General features: G+C 36.0%; 13 protein-coding genes, 1 pseudogene and 1 riboswitch. Of the genes and pseudogenes, 2 read left to right on the top strand and 12 right to left on the bottom strand.

The genetic code is table 11. The features are described 5' to 3' along the window. Nucleotides 1–43: 43 nt before the first annotated feature. The gene (locus V7122_RS20495; RefSeq protein ID WP_335346194.1) at nt 44–625 is read right to left on the bottom strand and encodes a TetR/AcrR family transcriptional regulator; all 582 of its coding nucleotides are present in this window, start codon (nt 623–625) and stop codon (nt 44–46) included. A 182-nt stretch (nt 626–807) separates the two neighbouring features. Here V7122_RS20495 and V7122_RS20490 point away from each other — a divergent pair, with 182 nt between their 5' ends. Further along, complete coding sequence (locus tag V7122_RS20490) at nt 808–1,857, top strand: 2,3-butanediol dehydrogenase (protein ID WP_335528776.1); 1,050 nt, start codon at nt 808–810, stop codon at nt 1,855–1,857. 486 nt (nt 1,858–2,343) lie between these two features. Further along, a complete protein-coding gene (locus V7122_RS20485) occupies nt 2,344–4,116 on the top strand; it encodes a PhoX family protein (RefSeq protein WP_335528709.1) in 1,773 nt (590 codons plus the stop codon). A gap of 443 nt (nt 4,117–4,559) precedes the next feature. On the opposite strand, the gene V7122_RS20480 is transcribed toward V7122_RS20485, so the two are convergent. From V7122_RS20480 to V7122_RS20435, 11 genes and pseudogenes are all read right to left on the bottom strand, one after another. Then, entirely contained in the window at nt 4,560–5,519 is a 960-nt protein-coding gene (locus V7122_RS20480; RefSeq protein WP_335346192.1) for an ABC transporter permease, read from the bottom strand. Then, nucleotides 5,519–6,670 (bottom strand): ABC transporter permease, encoded by a 1,152-nt coding sequence (locus tag V7122_RS20475; protein WP_335346191.1) that lies wholly within the window; start codon nt 6,668–6,670, stop codon nt 5,519–5,521. Before V7122_RS20475 ends, V7122_RS20480 begins: the two co-directional genes overlap by 1 nt. Further along, nucleotides 6,663–8,195, bottom strand: a complete 1,533-nt coding sequence (locus V7122_RS20470; RefSeq protein ID WP_335528706.1) for an ABC transporter ATP-binding protein — start codon at nt 8,193–8,195, stop codon at nt 6,663–6,665. The genes V7122_RS20475 and V7122_RS20470 overlap by 8 nt, the downstream gene beginning before the upstream one ends. Nucleotides 8,196–8,315: 120 nt before the next feature. Continuing rightward, nucleotides 8,316–9,467 carry a BMP family lipoprotein gene (locus tag V7122_RS20465; RefSeq protein ID WP_335528703.1) on the bottom strand — a complete coding sequence of 384 codons (1,152 nt, stop codon included), beginning with the start codon at nt 9,465–9,467 and terminating at the stop codon, nt 8,316–8,318. A gap of 113 nt (nt 9,468–9,580) precedes the next feature. Beyond that, nucleotides 9,581–9,682: riboswitch (purine riboswitch) on the bottom strand. Between the two features lie 861 nt (nt 9,683–10,543). After that, nucleotides 10,544–11,524, bottom strand: a complete 981-nt coding sequence (locus V7122_RS20460; protein WP_335528699.1) for an ABC transporter permease — start codon at nt 11,522–11,524, stop codon at nt 10,544–10,546. Continuing rightward, the gene (locus V7122_RS20455; protein WP_335528697.1) at nt 11,517–12,428 is read right to left on the bottom strand and encodes an ABC transporter ATP-binding protein; all 912 of its coding nucleotides are present in this window, start codon (nt 12,426–12,428) and stop codon (nt 11,517–11,519) included. Before V7122_RS20455 ends, V7122_RS20460 begins: the two co-directional genes overlap by 8 nt. Before the next feature lie 12 nt (nt 12,429–12,440). Beyond that, a complete protein-coding gene (locus V7122_RS20450) occupies nt 12,441–13,217 on the bottom strand; it encodes an SGNH/GDSL hydrolase family protein (protein ID WP_438824799.1) in 777 nt (258 codons plus the stop codon). Nucleotides 13,218–13,567: 350 nt separating this feature from the next. Beyond that, a pseudogene (gene rpsI, locus V7122_RS20445) lies at nt 13,568–13,633 on the bottom strand (30S ribosomal protein S9); the annotation flags it as partial. Next, a complete protein-coding gene (locus V7122_RS25820) occupies nt 13,620–13,814 on the bottom strand; it encodes a GT-D fold domain-containing glycosyltransferase (RefSeq protein ID WP_438824798.1) in 195 nt (64 codons plus the stop codon). The gene V7122_RS25820 and the pseudogene rpsI, both read right to left, overlap by 14 nt. Nucleotides 13,815–14,145: 331 nt before the next feature. Further along, a complete protein-coding gene (locus V7122_RS20440) occupies nt 14,146–14,862 on the bottom strand; it encodes a glycosyltransferase family 2 protein (protein WP_335528692.1) in 717 nt (238 codons plus the stop codon). 231 nt (nt 14,863–15,093) lie between these two features. Next, nucleotides 15,094–15,900: a UTP--glucose-1-phosphate uridylyltransferase gene (locus tag V7122_RS20435; protein WP_335528689.1), complete on the bottom strand. Its 807-nt coding sequence runs from the start codon at nt 15,898–15,900 to the stop codon at nt 15,094–15,096. Nucleotides 15,901–15,932: the final 32 nt, after the last annotated feature.

Below are 15,932 nucleotides of genomic sequence, written 5' to 3'. Positions count from 1 at the left end.
AAGCAAAAAGAGCTGATCTACACCCTTTTTGAAGAATCCGAACTCATCTTCTTAATTCTAAGCTTGTTATTTGTGTATTAGATAGCAGTGTTAGCTGGTCCATCATGTATTCCTTGCTGTAGCTGAAATTTGATTTTATCCAATAGTGGAATAGGCTAAGTGTTGCCTTTGTTTGATAATGGATAAAAATATCATAATTTAGATTGTCTTGCGGTGATTTCGTCTCTATATAGATTTTTTCTGTAAATATTTGATGGAATAATTTTTCTAGCCGCTTCTCAAAGTCCCTGTGACTCATAGATAAAGCGTAGAATGCTTGCTTATGGTCTTCAAAATATTGAAAAATCACTTCTGTAGTTGGGGTGAGCTTGTCAACGTTAATTTTGTTTTGATGACTAAAAGCACGCAATATCGCATTTTCAAAGCCAGCTAAGAGCTCGAAAAGCATTTCCTCTAGAAAATCCTCCTTATTTGAAAAATGTGTATAAAATGTCGCCCGATTAATGTCAGCCTCATCTGTAATCATGGATACGGTAATTTCATGTTCTTCATAATTTTTCATCAGTTGGAGGTAAGCATTTTGCAAGGCTGTCCTTGTCCGCTGCACTCTTCTATCCCGCTTCATGAACATCCTCCTTACAAATAATCAACAATTCTATTATAACTGTTGTTTAAACATCATTGAAATGATTTGTGTTTATCGGCTTTTCTCCTCTAAATGATACAGTAAATATGAGAGACAAGCCTTTTTTATGATTTTGTGAAAGGGCTTACTGATACTAGGAGGGATTTAAATTGGCAGAAAAAATGAAAGCAGCCGTTTGGTATGGAAATAAAGATGTTCGTGTAGAGGAAAGAGATGTCAAGCCAGTTAGAGACAATGATGTAAAAATCAAAGTCAGCTGGTCTGGTATTTGTGGAACAGATTTACATGAATATGAAATTGGACCTATACTTGTTCAGGTTGACAAGCCAAATCCTCTAACAGGAGAAAAGGCACCACTCGTATTAGGGCATGAATTTTCAGGTGTTGTTGAAGAAGTAGGTAAAAGCGTAGAAAAGTTCAAAAAAGGTGATCGTGTTGTTGTGAATCCTGTCGTTACTTCAGGCAACCATTCACCAGAAATAGATAGATACTATCAGTTTTATTCTGCGGGACTTCATACTGATGGTTCCTTCGCTGAATTTTTTGTAGCAAATGAAGAAAATGTAGTTCCAATTCCAGATAGCTTATCCTTGGAAAAAGCTGCATTAGTAGAACCACTTTCTGTAGCTGCTCAAGCGGTGAAGGAAGCAGAAGTGAAAGAAGGTGACTCAGTAGCTGTATTTGGTGCTGGTCCAATCGGTTTATTCACAATCGTTGCAGCCAAAGCAGCAGGTGCCAAGGATATTTTAGCATTTGATTTGTCTGATGAGCGTTTAGCAAAGGCAAAAGAGGTTGGAGCTACTGAAGTATTAAATACGAAAGAAAATGATGCTGTTGCCTTTATTAAAGAAAGATATCCAAATGGTGTAGATGCATCACTTGAGGTTGCAGGTGTGAAACCGACATTTGATTCAGCAATCAAATCTACAAAACCTAAAGGAAATGTTGTTGTTGTAGCCATCCATGCGCGTGATTTTGAATTTAACCCCATCACATTAATGACATCCGGGGTAAAATTATCTTCTTCACTTGGCTATGAACATGAAACATTTAAAAAATCAATTGAAATTTTAGGTGATGACAATAACAATGTTAAGCCAATCATGACGAAGAAAATTAAGCTAGTTGATATCGTCGAAGAAGGATTCCATACTTTGTCTAGTGACCTGTCACAAGCCAAAATCCTTGTTGAAATCGGTGGAGAAAAATAATAAAAGCAATATCAAAAGCTGCGTGAGAAAATATTCTCCGCAGCCTTTTTAATAGGATGAATTTTACGATTTTCTTTAATGATCATGAGATCCATTTCTGTCAAAATTCACAAGGCCTTTATTTTTAGCGTCTAGGAACTTGTCCGTATCGGGTAACGATATTAGCAATCCGATGTCGGATAGCGCAACGATACGCGGATTGCTCCCTTTTAAGAACTCATATCCGTTTCACTTTACAATAAATTAACATAAAATTCATTGTGTTTTTTCAAAAGTCTTGCCATCCCCTATTGCATTAGTCCTAATTTCACTTTGCTTCTTATAAAAACCATTAAAAACATACCAATTATTCATACAATATTTAGAGCCAATTACTCATTTTTTTTAGATATCTAGAACATTTACATTTTCATAACCTTCAATTTACACACCCTACTTATACTTTAAGAGAAATTAAGAGATTAAACAAAAATCGGAGGATTGAAAATGAAAAAAGCAAAATATGTCGCTCCATTATTAAGTTTAGCAGTTTTATTTCCTACAGCTGCGAATGTATTAGCAGATTCTAATAAAAACATCCCAGTTGAAAAAGTAGAGTTTATTGGAATGGCTGCACCTGACACGAATGAAGAACGTTCCAAAATGTACAGTGAGGCATCTGTTAAGGTTACATACAAAAATGGTACTCAAGAAACCCTGCCGCTAGAGTACAAATCCTTGTTTACACCTGGCGATGAAATTAACGGAAAAATCGCAGGTGCAACATATGATGTAAATGGAAATATGATAACAAAGGCTGATGGAACACCTTATATTTCTTCATCTCCAGATAGCAACACACTTTTAAAGGTAAATGGAAAAATATATATGGTGAATCATTATGAAAGTATCCCTTCGAATCAAGTGGGAAACATGCCGGAAACAATGATGTTAAATACAATCGAACAAAATAAGGAAACAGGAGAATTAACAGTAACTGATATGATTCCAATTGATTTTTCTTCTGATGGCGGAATTTGGACTCCTTGTGCAGGTTCTTTATCTCCTTGGAATACACATTTAGGAAGTGAAGAATATGAGCCTGACGCAAGAGCACATGAGGCAAATCCTGAAAAATCTTCCGTTACTCAGTTTGCACGTAATTACTATCAGGATCCAACAGCCATCGGTAATCCTTATCTTTATGGCTATGTTCCGGAAATCTCAATTGATAATAAAGGAAAAGCAACTGCGGTAAAACACTATAGCATGGGACGGCTTTCCATTGAAAATGTAAAGGTAGCACCAGATAATCGTACTGTTTATTTTGGGGATGATGGCAGCTACACGATGGCATTTATGTATATTGCTGATAAAGCAAAAGATTTATCGGCAGGCACTTTATATGCGGCTAAATGGATTCAAACAGGTGAAGAAAATGGCGGGTCTGCGAAGTTAGAATGGATTAAATTAGGACAGGCTACTGATCAAGAAATTAAAGAATTAGCACAAAGCACTAAATTCAGCGATATGTTTGAGACGACTACAGATGCGGAATACGCAAAAGCAAATGGATTCACAAGAACAAAAGCAGGTGGCAGAGATGAGTGGTTAAAGGTTAAATCTGGAATGGAAAAAGCAGCAGCCTTCCTAGAATCCCGCCGTTATGGGGCCATCCAAGGAGCAACCGCTGAATTCAACAAAATGGAAACAGTCGAAATGAATAAGGCAGATAATAAAATATATATGACCATGTCTACAATAAGCGGTGGAATGTTAGCTAACCCTAATGATCCTACTGATGATATCCAAGTCCCTAAAATCAACGCTGGTGGAATCTATGAAATGAATTTAGCTGAAAATCAAAAAGACCGAGATGGAAATAAAATTAACAGTAAATATGTAGCAAATGAAATGGCTGGTCTGATAATGGGAGAAGACCTTCTTGTAAAAGATGCCGATGGCAACAAAGCAAACGTTGATAAAATTGCTAACCCTGATAACATTGTATACTCTGAAAAAATGAGAACTTTATTTATTGCTGAAGATAGCGGCAATCATGTCAACAACTTTGGCTGGGCATATGATGTTGATACTAAGAAATTGTCACGTATTCTTTCCGCTCCTGATGGCGGAGAAGTAACAGGTATCCAAGCAATTGATAACTTAAATGGTTTTACTTATTTAATGGCAGGTTCTCAAAATCCAGGTAATGTAGGTTATATTTCTGGTCTGCCTTCTCTAGGCAATAACGGAAAAGATATAAAAGATAATAATTAACTTTCTATTAATATCATTTTTTATGGAAACCTATCTAACTTTTTTTGATAGGTTTCCATTTTTTAATAACATCCATCAGTTAATAAAACTTAATAAGCAAATTTCAACCAATAGAAAAGACTACCTCCTCTATTTTAGAAAGTAGTAATTTCTATTTTGAACAGTTGTGCAACTTATGAAAAGCCTCAGATAATACTTTTTCTTTTATTTGTTTAATAAATACTTAACTTGCTGCCATTTCTTCTTTCCTGAAGAGAAAACGATCCTTGTTTTACAACAGATCTGTTCATACCAAAGAGATTCAACATGTAGGGCATACGGACATTAGTACAACAAAACAATGAACATTTATGCACATTTGACTGCCAATATATAAGAAAAAGGCCTCCCACCAGTTCAGTAAACTTCTGAAAGACCTTCTCTGAAATGCTTAGAAAATTTATCTATCTCTTTCCTTTATCATAAATTTCACCTAATGCTCTCGGAGCGCGATTTGATTTAGAGAAAAAGATTAATAACAATAACGTTAATACATACGGTAAAATCATGAATAAATCGGTGAAACTACTTGGTAATGCCATTGACTGAGCAATATATGCTCCACCAGATTTTGCAAAACCAAATAATAGACAAGCAGCTAAAGTAGGGAGAATCCTCCAATTACCAAAAATTAATGCAGCAATGGCTAAGAATCCATATCCCATATAAATATTTGAAGAAAAGTTAGCTGAAATGGAATAGGCAAAACAAATGCCGCCTAGACCTGATAATAGACCCGATATTAGAACCGCAGAAAACCTAATTTTCGATACATTTACACCTGCTGCATCAACTGATTGAGGATTTTCCCCGCTCGCTCTTAGGCGCATGCCAAATTTAGTTTTATATAAAAGATACCAAGCAAAAATAGCAATCACTACGATAATCACTTCGAACGGATACATATTCGTAAAGACCGCACCAATCACTGGGATATTGCCTAAACCTTCAATCGTAAACCGCTCCGATACACCTAATCGAAACTTGTCCGAAGCCGCTCCAAATACAAGTGCATTTATTTGTGTCGTTAAGAAAGTCGTTAATGCTAACGCTAAAATATTTATCACGACACCACTGATCACTTGATTGGCTTTAAACTTAATACATAGCACAGCATGAATAATGGAAAAAGTCATCCCGCCAATCATCGCAAATAGTAACGCCACATAAAATAGACCTTGAATATCTGTACCGGTAGCATTTGCGATTAAAATAGCTGACAGCGCTCCGATGAATGCTCCAAAACCTTGAAAGCCCTCAAGTGCTAAATTGATAATACCGCTCTTTTCACTATATATTCCGCCTATTGCCAAAATAAAAAGAGGCAGAGCAAAGGATAATCCATCAATAATTATTGTATCCATTAGGATTCACGCTCCTTTCGATCCACTTCTTTTTCCTTCAGGCGTCTGACTTTATATTTCATGTATTCACCACATGCACTAATCAATAGGATTAACCCAATGATAACAGAAGAAATTTCTTGTCTAATTCCAGACTGTGAACTCATATACGTGCTTCCTTGATCGATAATTGATACTAAAAATGATGAAAAAATAACACCAATTGGATGGGAGTTTCCTAATAGTGATACAGCAATTGAATCAAAACCGATACTTGATAATACTTTTGGCTGTATGGAAGAAAAATAACCTAAATAATAAGTGACACCTGCAAGACCAGCCAAGCCTCCTGATATAACCATGGCTAAGACTGTATTTCTTCCAACATTAATTCCTGAGTATTTTGCTGCATTACGGTTGGAACCTACCGCTTTAAGTTCAAAACCAACTACTGTTTTGTCCATGACAAACTTTACTAAAATAGCGGTAATGATGGCTAATATAAAGCCCAATGGAATATCCATTTTCAAGTTGGCTATTTCTACATTTACTAAAGTTAATCTTGCTGCTTCTGAAATATATTTAGATTGTCTTGAAACAGGATCTATATAGTACATCTGAATAAAAAAGCTGATGACATATTGGGCAGTATAATTTAACATAATCGTAGATACGACTTCATTAATGTTAAATTTATATTTTAACCACCCTACTAATCCTCCTATTAATCCTCCAGCGACAAATCCGATTATCAAAACAAGCGGCTTTGCGATTATGGCATCTAAACCACTATAACCAACTATAATCGTCGCTATAAAACCAGAGACGAGCATTTGACCGGAAACCCCAATATTAAATAGACCCGCTTTAAAAGCAACAGCAACTGCCAAGCTTGCAAACACAAGTGGGGTCATGGCATTTAGCAAAATCAAAAAGTCAGTTAACATGCTCTTATAGCCAGCATAAGAAGGCTTAGGCAAGATTCCTGCCCCTTGGAATAAGTTATAAAATGCCTGTAAGGGATTTTTGCCAATTAATAGGATAACAACAGCCGCAGCTATAAAACTTATGATTATGGATATTAATGGAATGGTGATAGGCTGCCATTTCTCATTTCTTATTGGTCGAATAAGACTATCACTTAAGTTTTTTTTCCTTTTATCTTTACTCATGCTTTGCCCCCATCATATATTCGCCGACTTCATTCGTTGTTAAGGATTCACTGCTAGCATTTTTTTGAAGTTGGCCATTATATATAACTCCAATGGTATCCGCTACATTCATAATTTCATCTAATTCTAATGAAATAAGTAAGATCGCTTTTCCTTTATCTCGTTCTTGAATCATCATTTTATGAATATTTTCAATCGCCCCAATATCTACTCCCCGTGTTGGCTGAACGAAAATCATAAGCGGCGATTGTAACTCGATTTCGCGAGCAATAATGGCTTTTTGCTGATTACCGCCACTCATCGAACGAACTTGCGTCTTAATACCTTGTCCACTTCTAATATCATATTTATCAATCAAATGACTGCCAAATTGCTCAAATTCCTCTTTATTTAAGATTCCCTTACTAGAAAAGGGCTCCCTATAGTACTGCTTTAATGCTAAATTAGTTGATAAATCAAAATCCAAAAATAGTCCAAAGCTTTGTCTATCTTCAGGTATATAAGATATTCCCGTTTCTGTTCTGTTTCTTATACTTTCACTCGTAATGTCCTTACCCTCGAGGAGTATTTTCCCACCGCTAACCTTTGTTAATCCAGCAATGGCATCCGCTATTTCAACTTGACCATTATCTGCGACTCCAGCAATTGCAAATATTTCGCCGCTGCGGATGGTAAAGGATACATCTTTCACTACTTCAAATCCATCTTCATTTTTAACAGTTAGATGTTCTACCTTCAATACTTCCTCTTTAAACTGAGCTGGTACTTTTTCAGATTCAAAACTAACCTCTCTACCTACCATTAATTGAGCCATAAGATTAACCGATGTTGTCTTTACATCCAACACATCAATTAATTTACCTTTGTTCAATACAGCACATCGATCGGCCACTTTCTTAATTTCTTCTAGCTTATGTGTAATTAATATGATTGTTTTTCCACCGTTTCGCAGGCCTTCGATTATACCGAGCAAGTAATCAATTTCTTGTGGCGTTAAGACTGCAGTCGGTTCATCAAAAATAAGGATTTCTGCTTCACGATAAAGCACCTTCAAAATTTCTACCCGTTGCTGCATCGAAACAGTAAGATCAGCTATCCTTTTCGTAGGGTCCACTTCTAAACCAAATTTTTTAGACAGTTCTTCAATTTTACGATTGGCATTTCGAATATCTACGTATGGAAAGAGACCTGCGAATTTTTTCATAGGCTCTACACCTAATATGATATTCTCTGTAATCGTATAATCAGGGACTAACTTAAAATGCTGATGGACCATTCCAATGTTAAGCTTTGCCGCATGGTTCGGTGAACTAATTTGTACTTTATCTCCCCGAATATAAATTTCTCCTTCATCCGGTTCATACATTCCACTCAAAATACTCATCAGAGTTGATTTACCTGCACCATTTTCTCCAAGCAAGGCAAAAATTTCTCCTTTTTTAATACCAATGGATACATCATCATTCGCTACTATTCCAGGAAATCGTTTGGTTATATGTTTCATTTCTACAATATAATCAGACATCTTTCGTCTCCTTTATCAGGAAAAATAATTTAAAAGAAGTTCATCATTCCCTAGTTTTACTTAAATTAGGAAATGATAAACTTCTAATGGTTCATTTCATTACTTTTTTCTATTTTAATGTTATAACCCTGGAAACTTTTCTGGAGTATGGCCATTAAAATTAGATGCAGGTACAATTTTACCTTCTTGAACTAACTTGTAAGCTTCATTCATTTTACTAAGTGCATCCTCTGATAATTGATGACGGCCTTCTTCTTTTATAAAACCAGTTGAATCTGTATCTGCATAAAGAACGACATTTCCACCTTTAAAGCTTCCGTCAGCAACAGAATTTAATACCTTTTCAATATTCATAGCCATGAACTTTACCGCAGATGTTAATACGATATTTTCAGAACCGTTTACACCTTCATCAAATTGGTCAACATCCACACCAACTACTTTAACATCGCCTTTAGCTTCCTTAACTGCTGTGAATACCCCATTACCAGTACCACCTGCAGCAACAAAGATGATATCTGCACCTTGTTTCATTAACGCATTTCCAATAACTTTACCAGTTGCTTCATCTGCAAAAGATCCTGCGTAGTTACCACCCACATCAGCACCAGTTACATCCGTCCCAGCATAACCTGATAATTCAACCATTTCAACATTTTTTCCATATACTGTATTTACATAATTTACACCAGATTCAAAGCCAAATTGATAATTTACATTTGAAGGATAAGCTATCCCATTTACAACCGCTACTTTATTCGATTTTGTTTCAAGTGCTGCAGCCATTCCTGCAAAAAAGCCACTTTCTTGTTCAGCGAAATTCATCGCATATACATTATCGAATTCTTTTTGATCCCCTACAGGTGCAGGCTCTGAGTCATTTAAAATAAAAATTTTATCAGGATTTTCTACAGCAATACTAGAAACTCCAGCAAATTGAAACCCAGGTGTGATAATAACATCATAATCTGCCACAATATCAGCAACAGCTTGTATAGACGCTGCAGGATCGCCACTTTCTTCTCTAACAGCCTTTACTGTTGCTGTTGGATGCTTTTCAATAAAGCTCAAAATACCTTTATAGTTATCTTCATTAAAGCTGGCATCATCAACGCCTGATGGGCTTGTTACAATGGCAATTTTTAACCCTTCTTCACCTTTTCCAGACTTAGCTTCATTGTCATTAGCTGAGTCATTTCCGCATGCTGCCATTACTGCAGTCATTAAAGCTATAAATAATATCATTACAATTTTCTTTGTGCTTTTTGTCATTGAAATAATCCTCCTAAGTTAATCATATTGAATTGCCGTTTGTGTAAAAATAAAAAGCACCGAGTTACACCGGTGCTTGACTTTAGGAAGGTAGATAATGGAGTTTATCTCCATATTTATATACACAACCTCGTAGTCAAGCTATTCATGGTAGCTTGGTAGAAACTTTTGGGCCACATCCCCAATATTATACGAGAATAGCATTAAATTTATACTAAATCATAGTAACACCTGAAATTCCAACAGTCAATAAAAACACGAATACTTTTTTAAAATAAATCATTAATGTTCGGAAATTGAGTGAGTAGTGCGAATTATTAGCTAAAAATAAAAAGTATTGATAACCACAATCCTTGTTGCAATCGATCAGGAAATATAATAAAAAAACAAAAAGCCGCGTGAGAGTCTATTCTCCGCAGCCTTATTAATATAGTGGGGCAATAGAACGTGTCCCAATTTTCCCAAAATACTTTATTAGCATAATAACTAAGCTTTAATTTTCCATTAAGACGGGTGCTCGGGACTTTCTGAGTAATCTTATCTTACAGTCATATTCAACAGACATAGAGACATACATGTCAAAAGGAAATTTTCCAATAAAAAAGGCCTCTCAAAAGTCTAATGACTTATGAGAAGCTTCTTTTTTTCTGGTGAGGCGTTATTACATCATTCCGCCCATTCATTTCGTAATTTAATAAGAAGAAATACTTTTAAAAAAGCCGCATTTTATCACTGTTTTCTCATTTTACTTTTAATATTTTCTAATAAAAATAAAATGTCAGGAGGACAAACAGGAGGACAAACACTTTAATCAAAAGCCACCTCTATTAAAGAGGGGACTCGAACTAATGATAGCTGGATTCATAACGGCTGCCACACAGAACGCCTTGTCTGGTGCTGACTGTACTGGAAATAAACGTTTCAGACCTATAAACCATGTTCGATCTAGCCTATTTTATATTTGGTGGCAGTATGTTTTTTACACCATCCTGCCACCATTGTTTTTTCACTTTCCAATGGAGACAAATACTGTTATCTCAAATTTCAACCTGTTTCTTTCTTTAGCGAAAGCTCCATTAATAAACATCTTTTTTAGTAAAAACAAAAAAGGAAACCAATAAGGCAAATGCCCACCAGACTATAAGAACCATCATTGAAAAAGATAGGTTCATTCCATCTATCGGCGGTGCCAATCCTTTCATATAATCGGTTAACCGCAAATTCACCATGAAAAAGTATTTAGCCGACTCCCACGATGAGACCATATTACTTAAGATTGCCCCTGAAATGAGAGCGGCAAGCATGATTCCCATACCAGCAGCGGTGCTTCGAATTAATACTGAAAGCATAAAGGATAAGGTCCCAACTACAATGGAAACAAACCACACGAGTCCAAAATCCATTAACAAAAACTGCCATAAATCGAGAACCTTTACTTCAGAAGTGTTTAGTCCCGATTCGGTCACATTAAAGCCAGTCAAGATTGGTGCTCCCCAGCCTTTGTAGCCAAAAATCAGCCCCGAAATCAAATAGGAAAGTATTCCAGCTATCGCAATGATTAGTGAAATGGCCAAACAAAGAGTGATATATTTACTCAGGAGCACTTTCCATCGCTTAACCGGTCTCGTCAACAAAAGCTTGATAGAGCCTATACTGTGCTCAGAGGATACTAAGTCACTTGCAATCACCATGACCATTAATGGAATAAATAAATCAATTGAGTTTTCTAAAAATATCCTTATAAATGTTGGAGCACCAGGCTCAGAGGGGTTAATATCATTGTCTAGATAATATTGTTGCTGCTGAAGCGATATTTGCAGCTGTTTCTTCCATTCTGGTGTCATTCTGCTGCTGCTTAAGCGGTTCTGCGTATCAATGATTTGCTGTTGTAAGATCGTTCTCCAATCACTTGTTCCTATTTTTTCTATTTGGGTTTGCGCTTGTTTATATTGTGCAAATGTAAATAAAACAACAAGAACGCCAATAATGACCGCAATTACGACGAGCCGCTTTTTGGCAATCAGCTTCATCATTTCATTTTGTACCAATTTATTCAATCGTGTCACCCCCTGTTAGTTCGAGGAACAAATCTTCCAGGACAGGTAATTTCCTGCTCATTTCTGTTATATAGACACCCGCTTCAACTAGCTGTTTATTCCACTCAGATGTTTTGTTTTCATTAAACTCAGTCAATATGGTACCATCATCATTTTCCTCGATCGTGGTTAACGCACGTAATATTTCCTTGCCTTTTTCAAGCGGATGAAATTTCCAGACCATCCTCTCCCGATTCGATAAAAGATTATGAACAGTATCAATCCGAATGATCGTTCCTTTTGAAATAATGGCCACCCTATCACATAATAATTGAATTTCACTTAATAAATGGCTAGAGACAAGAACACTAATCCCCTCTTCTACAGCCAGAAAGCGGATAAATTTCCGCATTTCACGGATTCCTGCGGGATCAAGCCCATTCGTTGGTTCATCGAGAATCAGCACTTTTGGTTTTCCTAAAAGTGCCTGTGCAATACCGAGCCGCTGCCTCATGCCCAGAGAATACGTTTTAACCTTATCATGAATTCTTTCAGATAAACCCACAAGTTCAGTCACTTCTTTGATCCGTTCCTCCCTGATCCCTTCAAGCATCCGGGAAAAATGAATCAAGTTGTCGTAGCCCGATAAATAAGGATATAATTCAGGGTTTTCTACAATACAACCCAGATTTTTTAGTGCTTCCGTGAATTGGTCCTCGATATTAAATCCGCAAATTCTAATCGAACCAGATGTTGGTTTGATTAACCCCACCAGCATCCGAATGGTTGTTGTTTTGCCAGCACCATTTGGCCCTAAAAACCCAAAAACTTCCCCTTCTTTCAACTCAAACGTTATACCTTTGATGATTTCTCTTTTCCCAATCACTTTTTTCAAACGATCTACCGATAACGTAATTTTCTCCATCAATCCCACTCCTTACCAGCTGAGCAGTGAGGCTACTCGTTCAGCAATTAAACGGTACCCTTTTGTATTTGGGTGAAACTTGTCTGAATACAAATAATCATTAACCTTTAATTCAAATAAATCAAATGTTGGAACGAACACGATTTTTGGAAAAGCAGCACTCACTTCTGCACTTTCATAATTCCAATGGCGGACAATCTTTGACATATCTTTACCTTGGTCTAAATCAATGAACGGATTATACAGTCCAATAAAAAACACATTGGCGTCACTGTTCGACTGACGAATCTCCTGAAAAATAACTTTTAAGTTTTCAAGATATTTTTTCTCGATGGCCGAAATGTCTCCAGCCTGAAAATCCATTAAACCTTGACCACCTCGGAACAAATCATTTCCGCCAATGGTCACGAGCACCATATCGGCTTTTTGGATTTGCCTTCTTATTTCAGTTTGCTGTACCTGCTGTCTAAGCTGATCCGAGCGTTGACCACTGATGCCTAGGTTTGTAAGCTGAACTGGTCCATTTGTTTTTTCCTTGATTTCGTCAATTAAAACACCGACATAGCCTTTTCCAGATTCATCTCCGGATCCCCTTGTTAATGAATCACCTAAAGCTATAATAGTTAAACCTTTTTTGATTTCTGCTTTCTGAGATACGGTAGTCGACTGGGGACCCTTTTCTGGTTTTCCTGCATAATATTCATATGCCACCCAGCCAAGCCCAATCAGCCATAGGAGGCAAAAAAATACTGATATGATTGTTATCGAGCGAATGATATTCTTATTCAATGAACTCATCCTTTCTGGCTTTTCTATCTCTTATTTGTCACAAATCACGTTCATAAGTAATGAATGTTGTTTTACGTATGCCGCCCTTTTTACTAGCCGCTTTTGCCCTGTACTCTCTATTTCGACGTCACTTAGTTTTTTTACCTTCTTTTCAAGAATTTTTTCTTTTTATCGAATGATCTCATATGGTATTGTTATTTTTTAGATTGGATTTTAGTCGAAGCGGATATATACAAATTAGACGTTTCACCCCAAGATCATCTAACTGAGGAATAATTTAGCCAAACCTTATTTTTAGTATAAAAAAGACCCCCAACCAAATCAGTTGAGAGCCTTTGAAACGTTGATAATTAGCGCTTTGAGAACTGTGGTGCACGACCAGCGCCTTTAAGACCATATTTTTTACGTTCTTTCATATATATAGATTCTTATATAATTAGCCCAAAAAGTTTTGGCTCTTTCATTAAACCAACTTGGTTCATTAAATACGTTAGGTATACACACTATATGATCTTTTTGTTGACTTATTATTATATCCTTTAATCTATTACTTAGTTGGTCACTGTAAGATTGGAATCCAATACTTTTACCATTCATTATAAAAATTCACCATCTCCATATCTGCTAACAGAACATTTATCTTTATTAATTTTCTCTATTGTTTCTTCTGTTGAAGCAACTAATGGTACCTTCATTTCCTTCCACCCTCCCTTTCATTATTAGCAAGGATCTAAGACAATCCATTATAGAAAAAGGATTAATAGGTAATTTTTCTGTAAATGTAAGCAGAATAATAGGTAATGGTATATGACTTACTGAACCAATTGTTTATGAAGAAAAAAGGAGTTTGTTTTCTACAATATACCAGAGTACAAACTCCTTTTGACTGCTTTTCAAGTTTTAATGAACCTGTCCTCTAGTGGCTTACTTATTCAAGAATTTCTTTATCGACGATACTCCTAAAATCATCAATAAATCTAATGTGTCGTGAAGTACTTTTTAAATACTTGCTTGTAGGCTTCCACGTATGCTCACTGGAACCCCATCTGAAGTAAGTATAATTATATCGACTGGTCGAAAAGATACGATATCCCTTAGCCCTTGCATTTTTCAGAAAAGTCGCATCTTCCCCCAATGATACATCTAAAAAAGGGACTTCCTCCATTACTATTTTTTTGGCAATAATGGTTCCCCCGAATACTATTCTAACCCGTTTTGATTCGTGGCCCGGGAATCGTAATCGTAATTCCTTAGCTTTTGGGAAATACATGAAACCGGTCCTTTTCCCAACAATATCAGCCTTTGTATGCTCAAATGACTTTAAGGCTTCATATAGGTAAGCACTCCCATAATAATCATCATCGTCCCACTTTGCCACATATTTTAATTTCGCTTGATTTCTGCCGAAGTTCAAACAACTTCCCAGGGTTGTTTCTTCTGGAAGTTGGTACACCCGGACATGATCATATCCTTCCGCCTTTTTCTTCCATTCATTTATATCTAGGGAATCATTGTTGAGAACAATAATTAACTCTTTTTCCTGTAATATTTGATTTTCGTAATTAGAGAAAATATTGTCCATATATCTTATCTTATTTGTACAAGCAACAATTGAAATTCCATGGTCTTTATTCGTTTCCTTCATTCTTTCGCCCCCTTTTAGACAAAAATAATCAAAAGCTTGTCCACCCTTTTAAACTATTCATTTGGTTAAGATTTGTTTCGTTGTTTAAGATAGTTTTTCAACAAAATGATTGCATTCTTTAATGAATAACCGTAATCCATTCCCAGGACATTCATAAAAATAACAGAAACATACTAAAAAACATTTTCAGTAACACTCGAAGAACTTGAAAAAAGCTTAAGGATTCTACAATTAATAATTTTCCTTAAATACAACATTCATTAATTCTACATATTCTTCCAATTTTCCAATATCATAGCGGTCACCGGATATGATGGTCCCATAGACAGATTGAATAGTTAACAATTCTTTAATAGCATCTGTAAGCTGTATTTCGCCATTTACCCCCTTGTTTATTTTCAATAAAAACTGGAAGATTTCCGGGGTGAAAACATATCTGCCTATCACAGCCATGTCTGAAGATAAACTTGTTTTTGGTTTTTCTACTATGTTTTGAATTTCGACCACTTTCGTGTCAGCAATACCTTGTATAACTCCGTAATCTTTTAATTGATTTTGATTTACTTTTTTTAGCCCTAAAACACTGCAGTTTGTTTCCTTATGAATATCTATTAATTCTTTTAAGGCAGGAGCTTGTCCCGAAAAAACTAAATCGTCTGGTAAAAGAACAGCAAACGGTTCATCTCCAACAAAATCCTTTCCTAATCGAATAGCAGCCCCAAGTCCATTTATATCAGGCTGTCTTTTATATAAAATTTCTATTTTCGGCAATTCCAAATGTTTTAAGAGATGCGACTTATTGCTTTTTATTAATATAGTCTCTAATTCTAAGGAGTTATCAAAATAGTCTATGATCATATCTTTTGACTTTGATGTAATAATTAATAATTGCTCAATTCCAGAATTTACTGCCTCCTCAACGATATAATGTATAGCTGGTTTTAATCCAATCGGAAGCATCTCTTTTGGGATTACTTTCGTAATAGGCAGACTCCGAGTACCGTATCCTGCTGCTGGGATAATGGCCTTTCTTACCAAATTAAGTTCCACCTTTCTTGACCTTTTATATG

This window comes from Bacillus sp. JJ1532 (assembly GCF_036965085.1).
Classification (GTDB): domain Bacteria; phylum Bacillota; class Bacilli; order Bacillales; family Cytobacillaceae; genus Cytobacillus.
This window is presented reverse-complemented; position numbering and strand designations above follow the sequence as displayed.